The sequence below is a fragment of the Streptomyces sp. GD-15H genome (assembly GCF_045291515.1).
Taxonomy (GTDB): domain Bacteria; phylum Actinomycetota; class Actinomycetes; order Streptomycetales; family Streptomycetaceae; genus Streptomyces.
Map to the genome: position 1 here is coordinate 265264 of NZ_CP149447.1, position 15554 is coordinate 280817.

12 protein-coding genes and 4 pseudogenes are annotated in these 15554 nt (G+C 68.0%); 8 read left to right on the forward strand and 8 right to left on the reverse strand.

The features are described 5' to 3' along the window. Positions 1-19 precede the first annotated feature (19 nt). On the reverse strand, positions 20-1018 hold the full coding sequence (locus WJ438_RS01400; RefSeq protein WP_406723598.1) for a YihY/virulence factor BrkB family protein: 999 nt from the start codon (positions 1016-1018) through the stop codon (positions 20-22). 138 nt (positions 1019-1156) lie between these two features. Next, positions 1157-1954, reverse strand: coding sequence for an IS5 family transposase (locus WJ438_RS01405; RefSeq protein WP_406729554.1), 798 nt, complete (start codon positions 1952-1954; stop codon positions 1157-1159). Positions 1955-2132: 178 nt separating this feature from the next. On the opposite strand from WJ438_RS01405, the gene WJ438_RS01410 reads away from it, so the two are divergent. From WJ438_RS01410 to ltrA, 4 genes and pseudogenes are all read left to right on the forward strand, one after another. After that, the gene (locus tag WJ438_RS01410; protein ID WP_406723599.1) at positions 2133-2597 is read left to right on the forward strand and encodes a hypothetical protein; all 465 of its coding nucleotides are present in this window, start codon (positions 2133-2135) and stop codon (positions 2595-2597) included. Between the two features lie 51 nt (positions 2598-2648). After that, positions 2649-3482: a transposase family protein gene (locus WJ438_RS01415; RefSeq protein WP_406723600.1), complete on the forward strand. Its 834-nt coding sequence runs from the start codon at positions 2649-2651 to the stop codon at positions 3480-3482. Between the two features lie 266 nt (positions 3483-3748). Next, a pseudogene (locus WJ438_RS01420) lies at positions 3749-3922 on the forward strand (IS5/IS1182 family transposase); the annotation flags it as partial. Between the two features lie 649 nt (positions 3923-4571). Beyond that, positions 4572-6044 (forward strand): group II intron reverse transcriptase/maturase, encoded by a 1473-nt coding sequence (ltrA, locus tag WJ438_RS01425; RefSeq protein ID WP_406723601.1) that lies wholly within the window; start codon positions 4572-4574, stop codon positions 6042-6044. Positions 6045-6233: 189 nt separating this feature from the next. On the opposite strand, the gene WJ438_RS01430 is transcribed toward ltrA, so the two are convergent. The 4 genes and pseudogenes from WJ438_RS01430 to WJ438_RS01445 all read right to left on the reverse strand — a co-directional run. Next, positions 6234-7550: an IS701 family transposase gene (locus tag WJ438_RS01430; RefSeq protein WP_406723602.1), complete on the reverse strand. Its 1317-nt coding sequence runs from the start codon at positions 7548-7550 to the stop codon at positions 6234-6236. A gap of 143 nt (positions 7551-7693) precedes the next feature. Next, positions 7694-8101 carry a hypothetical protein gene (locus WJ438_RS01435; protein WP_406723603.1) on the reverse strand — a complete coding sequence of 136 codons (408 nt, stop codon included), beginning with the start codon at positions 8099-8101 and terminating at the stop codon, positions 7694-7696. Positions 8102-8488: 387 nt separating this feature from the next. Next, positions 8489-8650 (reverse strand): annotated as a pseudogene (locus WJ438_RS01440) (IS6 family transposase); the annotation flags it as partial. A gap of 30 nt (positions 8651-8680) precedes the next feature. Continuing rightward, a pseudogene (locus WJ438_RS01445) lies at positions 8681-8965 on the reverse strand (ISAzo13 family transposase); the annotation flags it as partial. Between the two features lie 71 nt (positions 8966-9036). Here WJ438_RS01445 and WJ438_RS01450 point away from each other — a divergent pair. Next, on the forward strand, positions 9037-9183 hold the full coding sequence (locus WJ438_RS01450; RefSeq protein WP_406723604.1) for a hypothetical protein: 147 nt from the start codon (positions 9037-9039) through the stop codon (positions 9181-9183). A gap of 103 nt (positions 9184-9286) precedes the next feature. Here the strand turns inward: WJ438_RS01450 and WJ438_RS01455 are convergent, their stop codons facing one another. Both WJ438_RS01455 and WJ438_RS01460 read right to left on the reverse strand, forming a co-directional pair. Next, entirely contained in the window at positions 9287-9658 is a 372-nt protein-coding gene (locus tag WJ438_RS01455; protein WP_406723605.1) for a M23 family metallopeptidase, read from the reverse strand. Between the two features lie 329 nt (positions 9659-9987). Further along, complete coding sequence (locus tag WJ438_RS01460; RefSeq protein ID WP_406723606.1) at positions 9988-11304, reverse strand: peptidoglycan-binding protein; 1317 nt, start codon at positions 11302-11304, stop codon at positions 9988-9990. Between the two features lie 262 nt (positions 11305-11566). Between WJ438_RS01460 and WJ438_RS01465 the strand changes: the two are divergent. The 3 genes and pseudogenes from WJ438_RS01465 (at position 11567) to WJ438_RS01475 (ending at position 15518) form a co-directional block, all read left to right on the forward strand. Further along, positions 11567-12552: pseudogene (locus WJ438_RS01465) on the forward strand (IS5 family transposase). 666 nt (positions 12553-13218) lie between these two features. Continuing rightward, positions 13219-13614 carry a hypothetical protein gene (locus WJ438_RS01470; RefSeq protein ID WP_406723607.1) on the forward strand — a complete coding sequence of 132 codons (396 nt, stop codon included), beginning with the start codon at positions 13219-13221 and terminating at the stop codon, positions 13612-13614. After that, the gene (locus WJ438_RS01475; protein WP_406723608.1) at positions 13611-15518 is read left to right on the forward strand and encodes a GMC family oxidoreductase; all 1908 of its coding nucleotides are present in this window, start codon (positions 13611-13613) and stop codon (positions 15516-15518) included. The genes WJ438_RS01470 and WJ438_RS01475 overlap by 4 nt, the downstream gene beginning before the upstream one ends. Positions 15519-15554: the final 36 nt, after the last annotated feature.

Here is a 15554-nt window from a genome sequence, read left to right on the forward strand (position 1 = left end):
CAAGGCCATCGGGTGGGGGTCAGCCCTCGCCCAGGCGGCGTCGGTCGTCCTCGTCCCACTTCCGGGTGTCGCGGGGCTGGGTGTAGGGCTCGGTGTCCGGTGGCAGGCCGCCCGCGATGGATCGCTGGCGTACGGTCTCGGCGTCAAACTCCAGGCCCAGCAGGATGGCCAGGTTGGTGATCCACAGCCACAGGAGGAAGACGATGACGCCGGCCATGGTGCCGTAGGTCTTGTTGTAGGAGGCGAAGTTCGCGACGTAGAACGCGAAGGCGGCGGAGGCGATCATCCAGATGACCAGGGCGAGGAAGCTGCCCGGGGTGATCCACCGGAAGCCCTTCACCTTCGCGTTCGGACTTGCCCAGTACAGGATCGCGATCATGACGGTGACCAGGACGACCAGGACGGGCCACTTGGCGATCGACCACACCGTGAGCGCCGTGTTGCCGATGCCCAGCGCGGTACCGGCCCGGCGGGCCAGGGTGCCGGTGAACACCACGATCAGCGCACTGACCACGGCCAGCACCATCAGCACGACCGTCACGCCGATTCGCACCGGAAGAATCTTCCATACCGGGCGGCCCTCCGGCATGTCGTAGACGGCGTTCGCGGCACGGATGAACCCGGCCACATAGCCGGAGGCCGACCACACCGCCAGCGCGATGCCGACGATCGCCATGATGGAGCCGACGCCGGCGTTGCTCTGCAGCTGCTCCACGGCCCGGGTGATGATGTCCCGGGCTGAGCCGGGGGCGAACTTCTTGATGTTGGCCAGCACCGAGTCGGTGGCCGACTTGCCGGTGATGCCCAGCAGTGACACCAGCACCAGCAGGGCCGGGAACAGCGAGAGCACTCCGTAGTACGTGAGGGCCGCCGCGCGGTCGGTCAGCTCGTCGTCCTTGAACTCGCGCAGCGCTCCCTTGAGCACACCGCCCCAGGCCTGTTTGGGCAGCTTCGTCGGTGCGTCCGGCGCCCGGCGCTCCACCTCGGGCCCGGGCCCGACCTCCTCGGGCGTGGGCATCGCGCGTTCCTGCGCCTCGTCGCTCCCGTGATCCGCTTTCCGCCCTGGAAGATGCAGCTTCGCCATACCCCCGGGTAACCATCTGGGGCCCCGCCTACGCCAGCAAGAGCGGCCGCTGGGTGCGGCTAAGGGGTCCTTTCAGAATGCTGGGTTCTTCCGGGCGAGGGTCATGCAGTGGGCGAGCTGGAGGAAGGCGTCGTGCATGTCGTCTCGGGTCTCCCAGCGGGTGCGTAGGCGGCGGGGGCCGTGCAACCAGGCGATGGCGGACTCGGCGACCCACCGCACCCGGCCCAGACCCGAGCCGTGTGGTTCGCCGCGCCGGGCGATCTTCGCCCCGATGCCGCGCTCGCGCAGCCGGCGCCGGTACAGGTCGTGGTCGTAGCCACGGTCGGCATACAGCACGCGGGGCTTGCGCCGGGGCCGGCCGCGCTTGCCCCGCACCGGCACCAGGGCGTCGACCAGCGGCAGCAGCTGGGTGACGTCGTTGCGGTGTCCACCGGTGTGAGACACCCGCAGCAGGGTGCCGTGCGCGTCGGTCAGCACGTGGTGCTTCGATCCCGGCCGCCCGCGGTCAACCGGGCTCGGACCGACTTTTGGGCTGCCGCGCCCCCGCTTGGCCGGGACGTGGGAGGCGTCGATGGTGGCGCGGGAGAAGTCCAGGCGGTCCGCCTCCCGTAACCGGTCCAGCAGCACTTGCTGGAGCTTCTCCCACACCCCGGCCTGCTGCCATTCGGCCAGCCGCCGCCAGCAGGTGGAACCGGAGCCGAACCCCAACTCCTGGGGCGGGTACTCCCACTGGATACCGGTGTAGAGGACGAACAGCACACCCTGCAGTGTCCTGCGGTCATCGATCCGCTTGCGTCCCGGGTGCCGGAACCGCCGCTCGTGCTTGGGCAGCAGCGGTTCGATCACCGCCCACAGCTCGTCACTGAAGATCCACCATCTTGAAGCTGCTGGTCACGGGGCTGGTGTGAGTCGTTGATCGTGTTCTCGCGCTGGTCGGGGGCGGTTGTCGGAGCTCAAGATCGTCTGCCGTTTCGGCGATCACGGATCCACGGGTTTTCCGGCGTGCGCGGGGCGCCTGTCCGTACGATCCGGGCGGGAGGTGCATCAGGTGGCCCAGGACGCGGAACCGGACCTTCGCGAGCTGATCACGGCCCGCAGAGCGGAACTGGAGTTGCAGGCGGAGAAGTTGAGTCAGCAACTTCAGGAAGTGCGCGAGGAGCTGGAGGAACTCGCCGTGGCCGAGCGGGTTGCGCGTCGGCTGGCCGAGCAGCTGCGCGTGGAGCGGGAAGCGGTGCCGGCACAGGCTGCCGGGCAGGTCGCGGGCCGTCCGGTGCTGCTGGTTCCGCCGCGCGAGCGGGGCATGGACGAGGCGGTGCTGCCCGCGGACTACCAGCGGATCATGGACGTGGTGCGGCGGGCGGAAGGGCCGGTCATGGTCAAGCAGGTCTGCGCCGGGCTGGGGATGTCCACCGAGCCGGCCCGCTCGGAGGCGATGCGCGCGAAGCTGAACCGGCTGGCCGAGCGGGGCTGGCTGCGCAAGCTGGCCGACGGGAAGTTCACCACCACGCTGTGAGCGTCAGCCCAGGACCGTAACCGAAGGTCCCCCGGCGGCAGTTGGTGTCGTATGCGAAACAAGACCAGCCCCGCCGGGGGCACCGAGACGGTTGTCTACCAGTCCAGCCTGCAGCTGTCCACGGCCACCTTGGCCTTCCTCGGCGATCTGCTGCGCGGCCACCTGAAGAAGATCGGCTCGCGGTGGCGGAAGCTGCCGCCCGGGAAGATCGCCACGATCGTCCTCGCCGTTCTCCGCCATGACCAGCGGCTTGCCGATATGGCGGGCGGCAACCGCATCTCCGCGACCACGGTGCGCCGCTGGCTGCTGGAGGTGATCGAACTGCTCGCGGCGCGGGCCCCACGGCTGGACCGGGCGCTGAAGAAAGTCACCCGAAAGGGGGGCCACGTCGTCCTGGTCGATGGCACCCTGATCCGCACCCGGCGCCGTACCGGAGCGGACAACCGGCGCAACTACAGCGGGAAACATAAGACCCACGGCCTGCTCTTCCTCGCGCTCACCGACGACAAGGGGCGCCTGCTGTGGCTGTCCGCGGCCCGCCCGGGACGCTCCTCGGAGATCACCACCGCCCGCTACAACAAGCTCGTTGAGCAGCTGCGGGCCCACGAGCTGGGCGCCATCGGAGACCTCGGCTTCACCGGCCTGGACGACGATGTGGACAACCCCGTGGTCATCACCGGCTACAAGGCCGCCCGCACCAAGCCGCTCACGTCGGCGAAGAGGCAGGTCAACAAGCTGATCGCGTCCGTCCGCGCGGTCTGCGAGCACGCCTTCGCGCACCTGAAGAACTGGCGCATCCTCACCAAGCTGCGGTTGTCGGCCCGTTACGCGACGACGCTGCTGCGGGCGCTGCTCGTGCTGACCAACACCGAGGTCGCACGCTGACAGACGATCTTGGGAGCAGGCAACCGCCCGCGACCAGTACGAGTACGAGATCGCTGACTCACACCAGCCCCGATGACCTGCGGGTTCGAAGTTGGAGGAAGCTCATTGATGATGTCGGCCTGGTCAAGTACATGACGTTGATGAGCAGCGCGATGTCTCGATTTGAAGTCGTTCCCCTCTTCTGAAGCATCGCCATACAGCGCAGTGGCTCGCAGCCGGTCGGCGACCTCGCCAGGGCTGGTAGTGGCCGAGATGTCTTCGTCCGGCCGCCCTCGAAGTCGCAGTCGGCGGGCGGGCAGAAACCCGGACCGGCTGTGGCCTTGAGGGCGGCGTGGGTGCTGGTCAGCGGCTGTGCCTCGCGGCGCCTGCCACCCTGCATTGGGATCTCGAAATCGACCGCCCACCGCCGCTTCCCGAGGTGGTCCAGAACCAGAGTGTGGGACTGACTGCAGTCACGCCGCAACATTGAAGGACTCTGTCGGGGATCTTGGTTGCGCCGTGAGGCGCTGTCGGTTCGAGTGGAGGTGGAAGACCTGCACCAACACCCTGTCGCAGCAGGGATGTTGAAGCTGAGGGCAGCCTGATCCGGGTGGTGCCGGGGAGGGCGGGAAGCGGCCCTGACAAAGCCGGGACGTACCAGTACTGCCAGATGGTGCGGGTCCGGCGAGCGTGATGGAGAGGAGTACGCGAGGAACCGGCGTTTTACGTCTCTCAAAGCGACACCGGCTCGAACCTGGCGGATGGGGGCCGGGAGTGGCGCGTATCCGGGTCATCCGTTCGGGTGGCCCGGAGAACTCCTGGGGCGGTATTCAAGAGCTGTCCGGGAGGCCGTGGGGAAGGTCTGCGGCGTACTCGCGGCGATGCCACAGGGACACAGTCGGGCTCCTCCTTCATCGAGCGAACCGCAGTGAACACGGGAACCGTTCCGGTCCTTGCCCCGCACGCCGCGTCCGGCGGTGAGGGTGGGGCCGAGTCCACCGACGACCGATCGGTCCGGGACGGGGCGGAGCCGCCGTAGTACTCCGAGGCCGGGAGAGCCGGTCACATGGGGAAGGGCGGCAGCGGTATCGAGAAGGGAAGGATGCTGCAATGCCGGAAGACGCACTGCCGAACGGCGGTGCTCCGTCGGCGGACCCCGAACCGGGGCCCCGCCGGCGGGTATCGGAGATGCAGGCCAAGCTTCACCGTTGGGCGGCGGCCGATCCGGGCCGCGGGTTCGACGACCTGTTCAACTTCGTGCACGACCCGGCCACGCTGCGCATCGCGTGGGACCGGGTCGCGGGCAATCAGGGGGCGCGGACTCCGGGCGCGGACGGGCGCACGGTCGCCTGGATCGAGTCCGAGATCGGCGTCCCGGTGTTCCTGGCCGACGTGCGTGAGCGGCTCAAGGCACGGGCCTGGCGCCCGATGCCGGTGCGTGAACGCATGATCCCCAAGCCCGGTGGCTCGGGGAAGGTCCGCAAGCTCGGGATTCCCCGGGTGGAGGACCGCCTGGTCCAGGCGGCACTGAAGCTGGTGCTGGAGCCCGTCTTCGAGGCCGACTTCGAGCCGGTCTCCTACGGGTTCCGGCCCGCCCGGCGGGCCCAGGACGCGATCGCCGAGATCCACTACTTCGGCACCCGAGGCTATCGATGGGTGCTGGATGCGGATATCGAGGCGGCCTTCGACAACGTCTCGCACCTCGCCGCCATGGACGCGGTGCGGGCCCGGGTCAAGGACAAGCGCGTGCTGGAGCTGGTCAAGGCGTTCTTGAAGGCCGGTGTCCTCACCGAGGACGGCCGGTATCAGGACACCCACACCGGCACTCCGCAGGGCGGGATCCTCTCACCGCTGATCTTCAATATTGTCCTGTCGGCGCTCGACGAGCACCTGCACGGGCCGTGGAAGGACGGCGGAGAGATGAGTACCAACTCCCGGCGGACGATGCGTCGTTACCGAGGGCTGCCCAGGTGGCGGCTGGTCCGTTACGCGGACGACTTCGTCGTTCTCGTGAACGGCACTCGCGATGACGTCGAAGTGCTGCACGAAGACGTCGCTCATGTGCTGGAACCTCTGGGACTTCGGTTGTCACCGGCCAAGACCCGGATCGTGGACATGGCCGACGGGTTCGACTTCCTGGGGTTCCGCATCCAGTGGCGCCGCAAGCGAGGCACGAACAAGTGGTACGTCTACACCTTCATCGCCGACCGGCCCCTCCGGTCGCTGAAGGCGAAGATCCGTGCCCTGACACACAGGACGTCGCAACTCCCACCCAGGGACGTGCTGATTCGTCTCAACCAGATCATGCGCGGCTGGGCCAACTACTTCAAGCACGCAGTGGCCAAAGACACCTTCAGTAAACTGGAGTACTTCGTCTGGTGGCGGGTGGTCCGGTGGCTGAGAGCCCTGCATCGCTGGCGGTGGAAGGACGTCCGCCGGTGGCTCGCCGACCCCCGCGGGGGCTGGCGCCGCCCACACGCGGACGGGATCGAATTGTTCGACATCGAAGCGGTGACGGTCACCCGCTACCGCTATCGGGCGTCGAGGATCCCCAATCCCTGGACCAGTATCAACCACGCCTGACGGCAGGGACCGTGGAGAGCCCGTTGCGTTGAGAGGCGCACGGCGGGTTCGGCGAGAGGTCCGGAGAGACGGACCGGGAGCAATCCCGGCACCGCGCTCCGGGCCTACTCAGCGGGCGGGCAGTAAACGATCGTGATGTTGCGTCAGGCTCATACACGGCAGCTGTAAGTCTTGATCTTGGGCGTCGGGTCATGTGGTCGCCTCCGCGGTGACGTTGTTCCAGTGCCGGTGGCAGGTGGTGGCGCGGTGCTGGTGGCGGCGGCGCCAGGCGGACCAGTGCAGGATGTGCTCGAGGTCGCGGCGGGGCATCGGGATGACGGTGGCGCGGAGGACGGCCAGGAGTTCGCGTGGGCTGGCCGGGACGAGGTCGGTGCCGGCGGGGCCGGTGGCGCGGGCGCGGGTGACGGTCAGGACCGCGGCGGCCAGGAGGCTGATCAGGCTCCAGCGCATCCACAAGTTCCAGCAGGTCACCTGGCCCTGGTCGAGGCCGGCGGTCCCCTTCGCGCCTTGGAAGTCCTCTTCGATCTTCCACCTGGTGCAGATGATGTCCACGAGGTCGGCGAGGCTGGCGGGGGTGGTGGAGTGGCAGCGGTAGAAGGAGACTTCACGGGTGTAGCGGTGGCGGCGGACGACCAGGTGGGCGTGCCCGGCGGCGGCTGCTTCGCCGGCGGGGGTGTCGTCCTCGATCACGTCGATCAGGGCCCAGTCGTAGTGCCGGTCGTCCTTGAGGCCGTGGCCGGTGCGCATCCGCATCCACGCCTTCTTCGGGACACGGCGGGCGAGTTCGGCGGCACTCAGGCGGCCGACCGGCGTAGTGGCGCGGTGGTCGGCCTTCACGGCCAGGGCGTAGTCGAAGCCCAGGGCGCGGGCGGTGCGGCGCAGCTCGCGCCCGCCGTATACCTCGTCCCCGGCGAACCAGCGCGCCGCGATGCCCAGGGATCGGGCGCGGGCGAGCATGGCGGCGGCAAGCTGCGGCTTGGTGGCGAACTCCACCGTGTCGGGCACGTGCCGTAGCAGGCGGCGCTCTTCGTCCGTGGCCCAGCCGGCCGGCAGGTACAGCTCCCGGTCGATCAGCGCATGGCCGCGGGTGGAGGCGTAGGTCAGGTGCACGGCGACCTGGCACAGGCCGACCCCGCCCAGAGCGCCGGAGTACTGGTGGGCGGCGCCGAAGCAGTCCGTGGACGACTTCGCATCCCCGGTCTCGTCCACCACCAACACTGCTTCCTCTTCGGTGAGTTCACCGGCCGCCCAGGTCGCGAGCCGGTCCCGGGCCAGGTCGTGGTCCCACGCGCCGCGGGAGAGGAAGTGCTGCAGCCGGTGCGGCCCGCCATGCCCCAGCGCCTCGGCCAGTGACCAGCAGTTGCGCCGCTCCAGCTCCATCAGCATCGCCTGCACCGCCTCCCGGGCCAGCAGCCGCGAGTCCCGTCGCGGGAAGCAGTCCGCGACCTGCGCCATCACGTCCCCGAACGCGGCCGTCCACTCCTGCTGGGCTATCGTGGCCTCCACGGCCACCACATCTTGCGTTGTCCTCACAAACGACCATGATCGCGGTGGCCGTTCCCATGTCCGTGCCACCCCTGACCTGCGCAGACACGTCAACGATCAAGACTTACAGCTGCCGTGTCAGTGGCACCTTTCCGGCGGAATGCTCACACGACGTTCCAGCTGTCTTCGCCGAGCCAGCCTTCGGAGTCGGTGAGTTCATCGGAGACGTCGAGGGTCGGTGTCACGATGGATTCATGGCTGGACCGCGCCACGACAGCATAGAGCTTGAAGGTATGCACAGCGAAGGCATCGAGCTTCGATTTCAGTCGTGGCCCGACGGCCACGATGAAGGAATCAGGGCTCTCGCCTCCTTGAAGGGTCCACTCGATGATCCACAAGTAGGTTCGCTCTTTGGTGTGGTCCTTGACGATCACATGGCGATCGTCATGCAACCCCGCCCTACGGTCCGTGAAAGTTCGCGCAGCAGGGAGAAGTTCTTCGGCCGCGAATCGATTGAACGCGTTCTCGTCCGCCTCAGGACGCAGCGTAATGTGATGAATGCAAATCGCCATGCCTTTTCCTTTTGGTGATGCGTCTGGAGGAAACGTTCGGACGTGGTCCGGGCGTCGTGGATCAGGAACAAAGAACCAGGCCCTTCCGGGCGTGTCTGGTGGATGTCGTCGAGGTCCTTTCCGCTGTCACCAGTCCCTCTTGTGTCCGGACAGGAATTCCCGGCGCGACGCCAGAAATTCGACTCGGGCCCCTCAAGGGAGACGTCATGAGCCCTGGCTACCGTACGGAGCGTTTCCTTCACGTCCGGCTGGCTCTGCCGGCGATGCGATTCCGCCCCGATGGGCTACACGTCCGGCTGCGACCGGACGGCACTGTCACGTTGTCGAGGGTGTTGGCGCTTGGCGGGGCGTCGGGGCGTGGTGGGGGCCGGGGACCCGGACCGGTGCTCAGGCCGTGGTGGGCAGGGCGGTGGCGCCGGTGATCTGGTCCCAGGTCGCGAAGCGGATGGTCATCTCGGCGCGGTAGCCGGGGGCGGTCATCAGGTGGCGGTGGGGCCGGAAGTGGGGTGAGATGCCGCGGAACGCGGCCGGCAACCGCTGGGCTCCGCCGGGGGCTTGTGAAGAATCAACATGGCGATTCGGCCTTCTGCGGGGCGTTTTCGGGTGGTGCGAACCGGCTCCCCCACCACAGCGGCGAACCCGCCCGCCGGGCAGCGGATCCTCGCCGCCCTCCAGCTCGAAGACCCCCTTCCGCACCGTCGTCTCGCTCACGCCCGCAGTGCGCGCGACGGCCCGGACCCCGCCATGGCCCAGCAGCCGGGCCTCGATGGCCAGCGCCAGCCGCCGCTGCCGCTCATCCAGATGCGGAAACAACACCCCGAACCTCAGGGCGGGTTGATCACGAACCTCACTCGGTATGCGCATACCAGACCAACGCGCCAGAGCCCGCAAAGCAACGTGTTGATTCTTCACAAGCCCCCGACGGAGCCCAGCGGTTGCCGGCCGCGTTCCGCGGCATCTCACCCCACTTCCGGCCCCGCCGCCACCGGATGACCGCCACCGCATACCGCACCGAGATGATCCACCGCTTCGCCATCTGGGACCAGGCCACCGGCGCCGCCGGCCAGCCCGCCGAAGCCTGAGCACCGGCCCGAAACCCGACCCCCGCCACGCCCCGACGCGCCGTCAGAGACCCACCCACCCAACAACGTGACAGCGTCCCGTTGACCGTTTCCCGTGGGCTGCTCACCATGATGGCTTGCGGCACTGGGCATAGACGAACGGGCCCGCCGGGTGGTCCTCGAAGTGGAGGTGAGGGCCGGTGACCTTGCCGGTCTTGCCGACTTTGCCGATCTTCTGGCCCGCCTTCACCGATTGGCCCGGTTGGACGCCTCGCTGCGACAGGTGGCAGTAGACGTAGACCCGACCGTTGTCGGCTTGAAGGCCGATCCAGCGGCCGTACGCGCCCCCGTTGTTGTTCGACCATTGGACCGTGCCGTTGCGGACGGCGACCACGGGGGTCCCCTCCAGCGCGGCGTAGTCGTCCCCGGTGTGGTAACCGGCCTTGTAGCGCGGGTTCTTGATCCCGAAGCGGTAGGTGACGTGGTGCTCAGGCACCGGGGGGCTACCCGGCCGCCCGAGGTGCCCGATGGCTGGTGGCCGTCGAGGCTGACCTTGAAGCCGAAGCGGTCGCCGAGCTTCTTGAGCGATACCTCTCCCGGAATTCCGTCCGCCTGCGCACCTGAGAAGCCGAGGTGGCGCTGCCATTTGGCGTACGCGTCCTGGGTGAGTCGGCCGAAGACGCCGGGGCCCGAGCTGAAGTCGAGTCCCACGGCCGCTGCCAAGGCCTTCTGGACGACCAGGACGCTGTCGTTGCGCGCGCCGGGTTTGACTTGGGACAGGAGTACGAACTTGGACATGAGGAACATTCTTTCGACGGCTGGTGATCAGTAACCACCGGGTCGACGGGTGGGGTCGAACTGGCGGACGCGGCCTGCGAGATTCGATCCATCCCGGTAGACGCCGTAACGGACCATCACGTAATGCATGGCGGCGCAGATGTTGGCGACGCCGTCGTAGATCGCGTTCGAGGTGCCGGAGTGGTGGTACGCGGCGAACGTCGGCGGGATGACCTGGAGGACGCCGCGCGAGCAGTTGAGCGGATGGCCATCGCTCTGCTTGGGGCCGACGGCGTTGCTGTCCCAGGCGTTGACCGCGTTGAAGTTGTAGGACGACTCGCGCTTGGCAGCAACCAAGATGCCCGGCACCCAGTGGGTCTGCGGCACGCCGAGGATTCGGCATGCCTCCTTGGCCGCGGCCGTGGTGCTGCCGTCCGTCACGTGACCGAAGGTCACCGCCTCGAACGGGATCGCAGTGTAGCCCTTGGCGCTCCGCGCCTCCGGAGCCACTGCCTCGTCGTCGTCCGGCTGATGCCGGCCGTCGAAGAAGTCCAGCCCGAGGACGACAAAACCCTGTCGGCGACCCAGTTCGGTGAGCGAGTAGCGGCCGAACACCCCGTCCGCGTCGGCACCGGTCAGACCCAGCTTGCGCTGGAACGCCGCGACTGCCGCCTTCGTGCGCGGCCCGAACGTTCCGGGCGCGGCGGCGTAATCAAGCCCGACCTCCCTCGCCAGGGCCCTCTGGACGGTCCGCACCGAAGTATTGCGCGCCCCGAACACCAGGTGTGAGGCGGTCACCGTGCGCTCCTCGGCAGGCAGCGCCGTCCCAGGCCAGAGCCAGGACTCCATGGCTGTGCCGCCCCGGTGGTTGTCCGGGTCAGCCGTAGGCGGGCATCTGTCCTCGAACTTGGGCGCAAAGTAACCGACGACCTTGGAGCTCTTGCGTTCGGTCCGGTGAGAGTAGACGCCGTTTCCCTGACCGGCGTCCGTCGCGTCCGCGGCCACCGTATTGCCGCCTTTGGTGCGGATGTGTGTCGCGTCGAAGCCGACCACGAGTTCGGTGTGCTTGCCTTCGGAGAGGTTGACCCACGCCCCGATCGAGGGGTAATCGGACCATTGACCGCGGACGCGCGCCCATTCGCTGAAGGCAGTGACATTGTTGGTCTTGGGTACGAGGTGCTCTAGACTCACGTCCGCGTACATGTCCCAGTCGAACATGACGCACCACGGCTGTCCGTCTTCGCCGAATTGCTTTCCGAACTGCGTCCGGTTGTTGTAGCCGGTCCCGGGTAGATTCGTCTCATAGACACCCTCGGGGACACTCTGGATGTGATCAACGAGTTTTCGCCACTGAGGTACTGCCATCGTCGTCCCACCTTCCGAAATCAGCAGCCGACATCGGCGGTTCTCGGCGGTTCCAAGGAGTTTGAGAGGCTCTGAGTACTCATGAGTCCTTTATCCAGCACAGCACCCGAGACCCTTGATCACCACTTGGGCCATAGCCTGACTGCGTGTGTTCGCTGTGGGTCGGCCTGGCGTGTCAGGCCCTAGGTCCTGTCTGGAGTCCGGATCACGGATTCGGTAGATCGCCTGCGCCATGAGGGCCGGTTTTGATAGGCCATCAGTCATGGCGCGAGGCGATCTCACCGACGACCAGTGGGCCCTGATCGAGCCCCATCTCCCGGTCGCTGCGGTCGGGCCCATCCCCGACCTGCGGAAACACTTCAACGCGGTGATGTGGCGGTTCCGCACCGGCAGCCCCTGGCGCGACCTGCCGGATGAGTTCGGCCCCTGGCAGAGCGCGTACGACCGCTTCCGGATCTGGGCGACGCAGGGCATCTTCCAGTACCTGATGGAGGCCGTGATCGCCGAGGCCGCCGCCCGCGACCAGGTGGACCTGGGCCTGGTCAGCGTGGACTCGGCGACCGCCCGGGCCCACCACCACGCCGCCGGGATGGCCCTCGACCCTGAGCAGTTGGCGGCCCTGGAAGCGGCCGCCGAGTCCGAAAAGGGGGTGCCGCGAAGGGACAAGAGCCGCAAGACGGGCCGGCCGAAGACAACCCGCGCACCGAGCGGCGACGCCTCCGCCGACGACACCGGGCCCGCCTGACGGCCGCCGAACTGGGGCGTTCCCGGGGCGGACTGACCAGCAAGATCCATCTGGCGGCCGACCGGCGCTGCCGCCCGCTGGCGTTCGTCCTGACGCCCGGACAGGCCGGCGACAGCCCGCAGTTCGTCCCGGTCCTGGAGCGGGTGAAGGTGCGCGGGCCGGTCGGGCGTCCCCGGACCCGACCGGACGCGGTGGCCGCGGACAAGGCCTACTCCTCCCGCCGCAACCGCCGCTACCTGCGGCGTCGCGGAATCCGGGCGGTGATCCCGGAGAAGGTCGACCAGGCCGCCAACCGCAAGAAGCGCGGCTCGAAGGGCGGCCGCCCCGTCAGCCACGACGCGGCCTTGTACACCGAGCGCAACACCGTGGAGCGGTGCATCAACCGGCTACGGAACTGGCGCGGCATCGCGACCCGCTACGACAAGACCCCGGAGAGCTACGCGGCCGGACTGCACCTATGCGGTGCGATGCTCTGGCTCCGCAGCATCGCACCACAATCATGATCCGGACTCCAGACAGGACCTAGATGCGACTGGAGTTGCTCGGCCTCCGACAGGTTCTCGGCTCCGAGCGCGATCGCGACCGCCAGCTGCACCAGCACTGCCGCACGGTCTCGCCAGCCGGCCACCGTGCTGGACGGCAACACCGTCGCCAGCGCCTGCGTGAGCCCCGTGCGGTCCGCGCACCGGCGCAACAGCACCGCCCCGGCGTGCCCGACCAGCCTCTTCCCGTCAGCCGCCACCGACAGCCGACGGTCCCACCCTGTATTCTCGACCACCAGAAAGGTGCCCTGACTCTCGCAACGGATACGGACTAGACACTCGCATCCTCGCAGGTCAACGGCACCATTCTGCTATCGGGGCGTCAGGTCCCCCAATTCCGCTGAATACCCAGGGTTAGGCCCCGTAATGTCCTCTCACACCCTCAACAACGTGACAGCGCCTGGCGAAGGGCCATGTCTTCGACCCGTCCACCGGAGTCAACCTGACGCATCCGGAGCGGCCACCCCGCGTAGGCGCCGCGGCCATGGTCTCGAGGTGTGAGGTGCGAGATGCGTGCGAGCAGTCGTTCCCATAGTGTGTTTTTGAGTGCATTTCCTGCTGTATCTGATGACTGTTTGGGTTTCCGTCGTCGCAGTAGAAGTCACCGCACCCTCAAGGGGATAGATCATGGCCAAGCAACGCGCCGCCGCCCGTCGCCCTGCCTCGGTCTACGCGCTGGCCGGAGTCCGGCTCTTCAACGGGGCCACCGGCCTGCTGGCGCCCGCCCTGCTCATCCAGCGTCTCGACCCCGACCGTGAGCTCAGTCCAGCGGCCGTCTACGCCTTCCGGCTCTTCGGGATCCGTACGATCCTGCTCGGCCTCGATCTGCTGGCCAACCGCGGCGAGCGGCTCCGGGAAGACCTGCGCGAGGGCATCTTGATCCACGGCAGTGACACCGCGACAGCGGCCATGCTCGGCATCCGCGGCCAAGTGCCGCCCCGCACTGCCGCCCTCATCACGCTCATCTCAGCTACCAATACGGTCCTGGCCGCCACCGCCTCTGGGAAAGGGAAGCGGAAGTGACCACGCAGTCCGGTGCTCCCCCGGTTGAGACGGGCTTCGACTACGTCGTCGTCGGCGCGGGCGCTGGCGGCGGACCGCTGGCGGCTAACCTCGCCGCCGCAGGCATGCGCGTCCTGCTGCTCGACGCGGGCGGCGCCGAAGAGAACGACAACTACCTGGTGCCTGCCTTCCACGGCGACGCCTCCGAGGACCCTGTCCAACGCTGGGACTACTTCGTACGGCACTACGCCGACGAGCAGCAGCACCGGCGCGACAGCAAGCTCGTTCCGGGCACGGGCATCCTCTACCCGCGCGCCGGGGCGGTCGGCGGCTGTACCGCGCATCACGCGTTGATCACCGTCTATCCGTACAACCGTGACTGGGACGCGATCGCGGAGGAGACCGGCAACGCCACATGGCACAGCACGGCCATGCGCCAGTACTTCGAACGGCTGGAACGCTGTACGTACCGACCCAAGCCCAAGGAGCCGCCCGGCAACCCGCTACTGGCCGCGCTGCTGAAGCTCCTGCCCTTCGCGGCCGCCCGGTACCGCAACGACGCACGGCACGGATTCGACGGCTGGCTGCCGACCGACCTCGCTGACCCTGAACTTGCAATCCAGGACAAGCAGTTGCTGAAGCTCATTCTCTCCGCCGCGCGGGACACGCTCGCCGACTTCCTCGACCGGCCGCTGTCCCCGCTGGAGGGGTTCGAGTCCTTCGTCGATCCCAACGACTGGCGGGTTCAGACGCGTGCCCTGCAAGGGTTGTGGCAGATCCCGATCTCCACGGCGAACGGACGGCGCAGCGCCGCCCGCGAGCGCGTCCAGACCGTACAGCGCAGCCACCCGGACAACCTGATCGTCCGTACACACGCCCTGGCGGCCCGGGTCGTGCTGGATGAGACCGGAGCGGCGACCGGCGTCGACTACCTGGACCAGCCGCACGCCTACCGGGCCGACCCCGGCAGCCACAGCGACCTTGAGTCACCGGTCCGGCGCAGAGTTCTCGCCTCCCGTGAGGTGATCCTGGCCGCGGGAGCCTTCAACACGCCCCAGCTGCTGATGCTTTCGGGTATCGGACCGCGTGAGGAACTGGGGCGGCACGGCATCCCCGTACGGATCGATCTGCCGGGCGTGGGCACCAATCTGCAGGACCGTTACGAGGTCGGCGTGGTCAGCCAGATGGACCGCGAGTTCCCGGCCATCAAAGACTGCGACTTCCACGCGCCGGAGCCTGCAGCCGAACCGGACCGCTGCTACCGGGCCTGGCAGCGCGGCGAGGGCCTGTACACGACCAATGGTGCTGTCGTCGGCGTCACCCGCAAGTCCCGCCCGGAGCTGGACGCCCCGGACCTGTTCATCTTCGGCGGCCCCTTCGACTTCCGCGGCTACTACCCAGGCTACTCGCTCGACCTGACACGCCACCGGGACCGCTTCACCTGGGCCATCCTCAAAAGCCGGACTCACAACACCGGGGGCCGGGTGCGGCTGCGCTCCACCGACCCCCGCGACACCCCGCTGGTGAACTTCCACTACTTCACCGAGGGCACGGACAAGGACGGCCTGGACCTCGAAGCCATGGCCGACGCCGTGGAATTCGTGCGCGGAATGAACCGCAAGGCCAGCTCCGTGATCCTTAAGGAGTTGTGGCCCGGCGAGGAAGTCCGCGGCCGCGAGGGCGTCCGCCGTTTCGTGCAGGACGAGGCCTGGGGCCACCACGCCTCCTGCACCTGCCGAATGGGACGGGCGGACGACCCCTCGGCCGTCGTCGACAGCAGCTTCCGGGTACGCGGGGTGGACCGCCTGCGGATCGTCGACGCTTCGGTCTTCCCCCGCATTCCCGGATTCTTCGTCGCCGCTCCCATCTACATGATCAGCGAGAAAGCGAGTGACGTGATCCTCGGCGATGCCGCCCGCGCCTGAACCGCCACGGCCTCGTTGTCACCCACGCGAAACGAC

What these genes read in the sequence shown, in the direction of transcription:
- WJ438_RS01400 (WP_406723598.1), bottom strand. Translation starts at nt 1,018, where the DNA reads ATGCCCACGCCCGAGGAGGTCGGGCCCGGGCCCGAGGTGGAGCGCCGG.
- WJ438_RS01415 (WP_406723600.1), top strand. Translation starts at nt 2,649, where the DNA reads ATGCGAAACAAGACCAGCCCCGCCGGGGGCACCGAGACGGTTGTCTAC.
- ltrA (WP_406723601.1), top strand. Translation starts at nt 4,572, where the DNA reads ATGCCGGAAGACGCACTGCCGAACGGCGGTGCTCCGTCGGCGGACCCC.
- WJ438_RS01435 (WP_406723603.1), bottom strand. Translation starts at nt 8,101, where the DNA reads ATGGCGATTTGCATTCATCACATTACGCTGCGTCCTGAGGCGGACGAG.
- WJ438_RS01460 (WP_406723606.1), bottom strand. Translation starts at nt 11,304, where the DNA reads ATGGCAGTACCTCAGTGGCGAAAACTCGTTGATCACATCCAGAGTGTC.
- WJ438_RS01470 (WP_406723607.1), top strand. Translation starts at nt 13,219, where the DNA reads ATGGCCAAGCAACGCGCCGCCGCCCGTCGCCCTGCCTCGGTCTACGCG.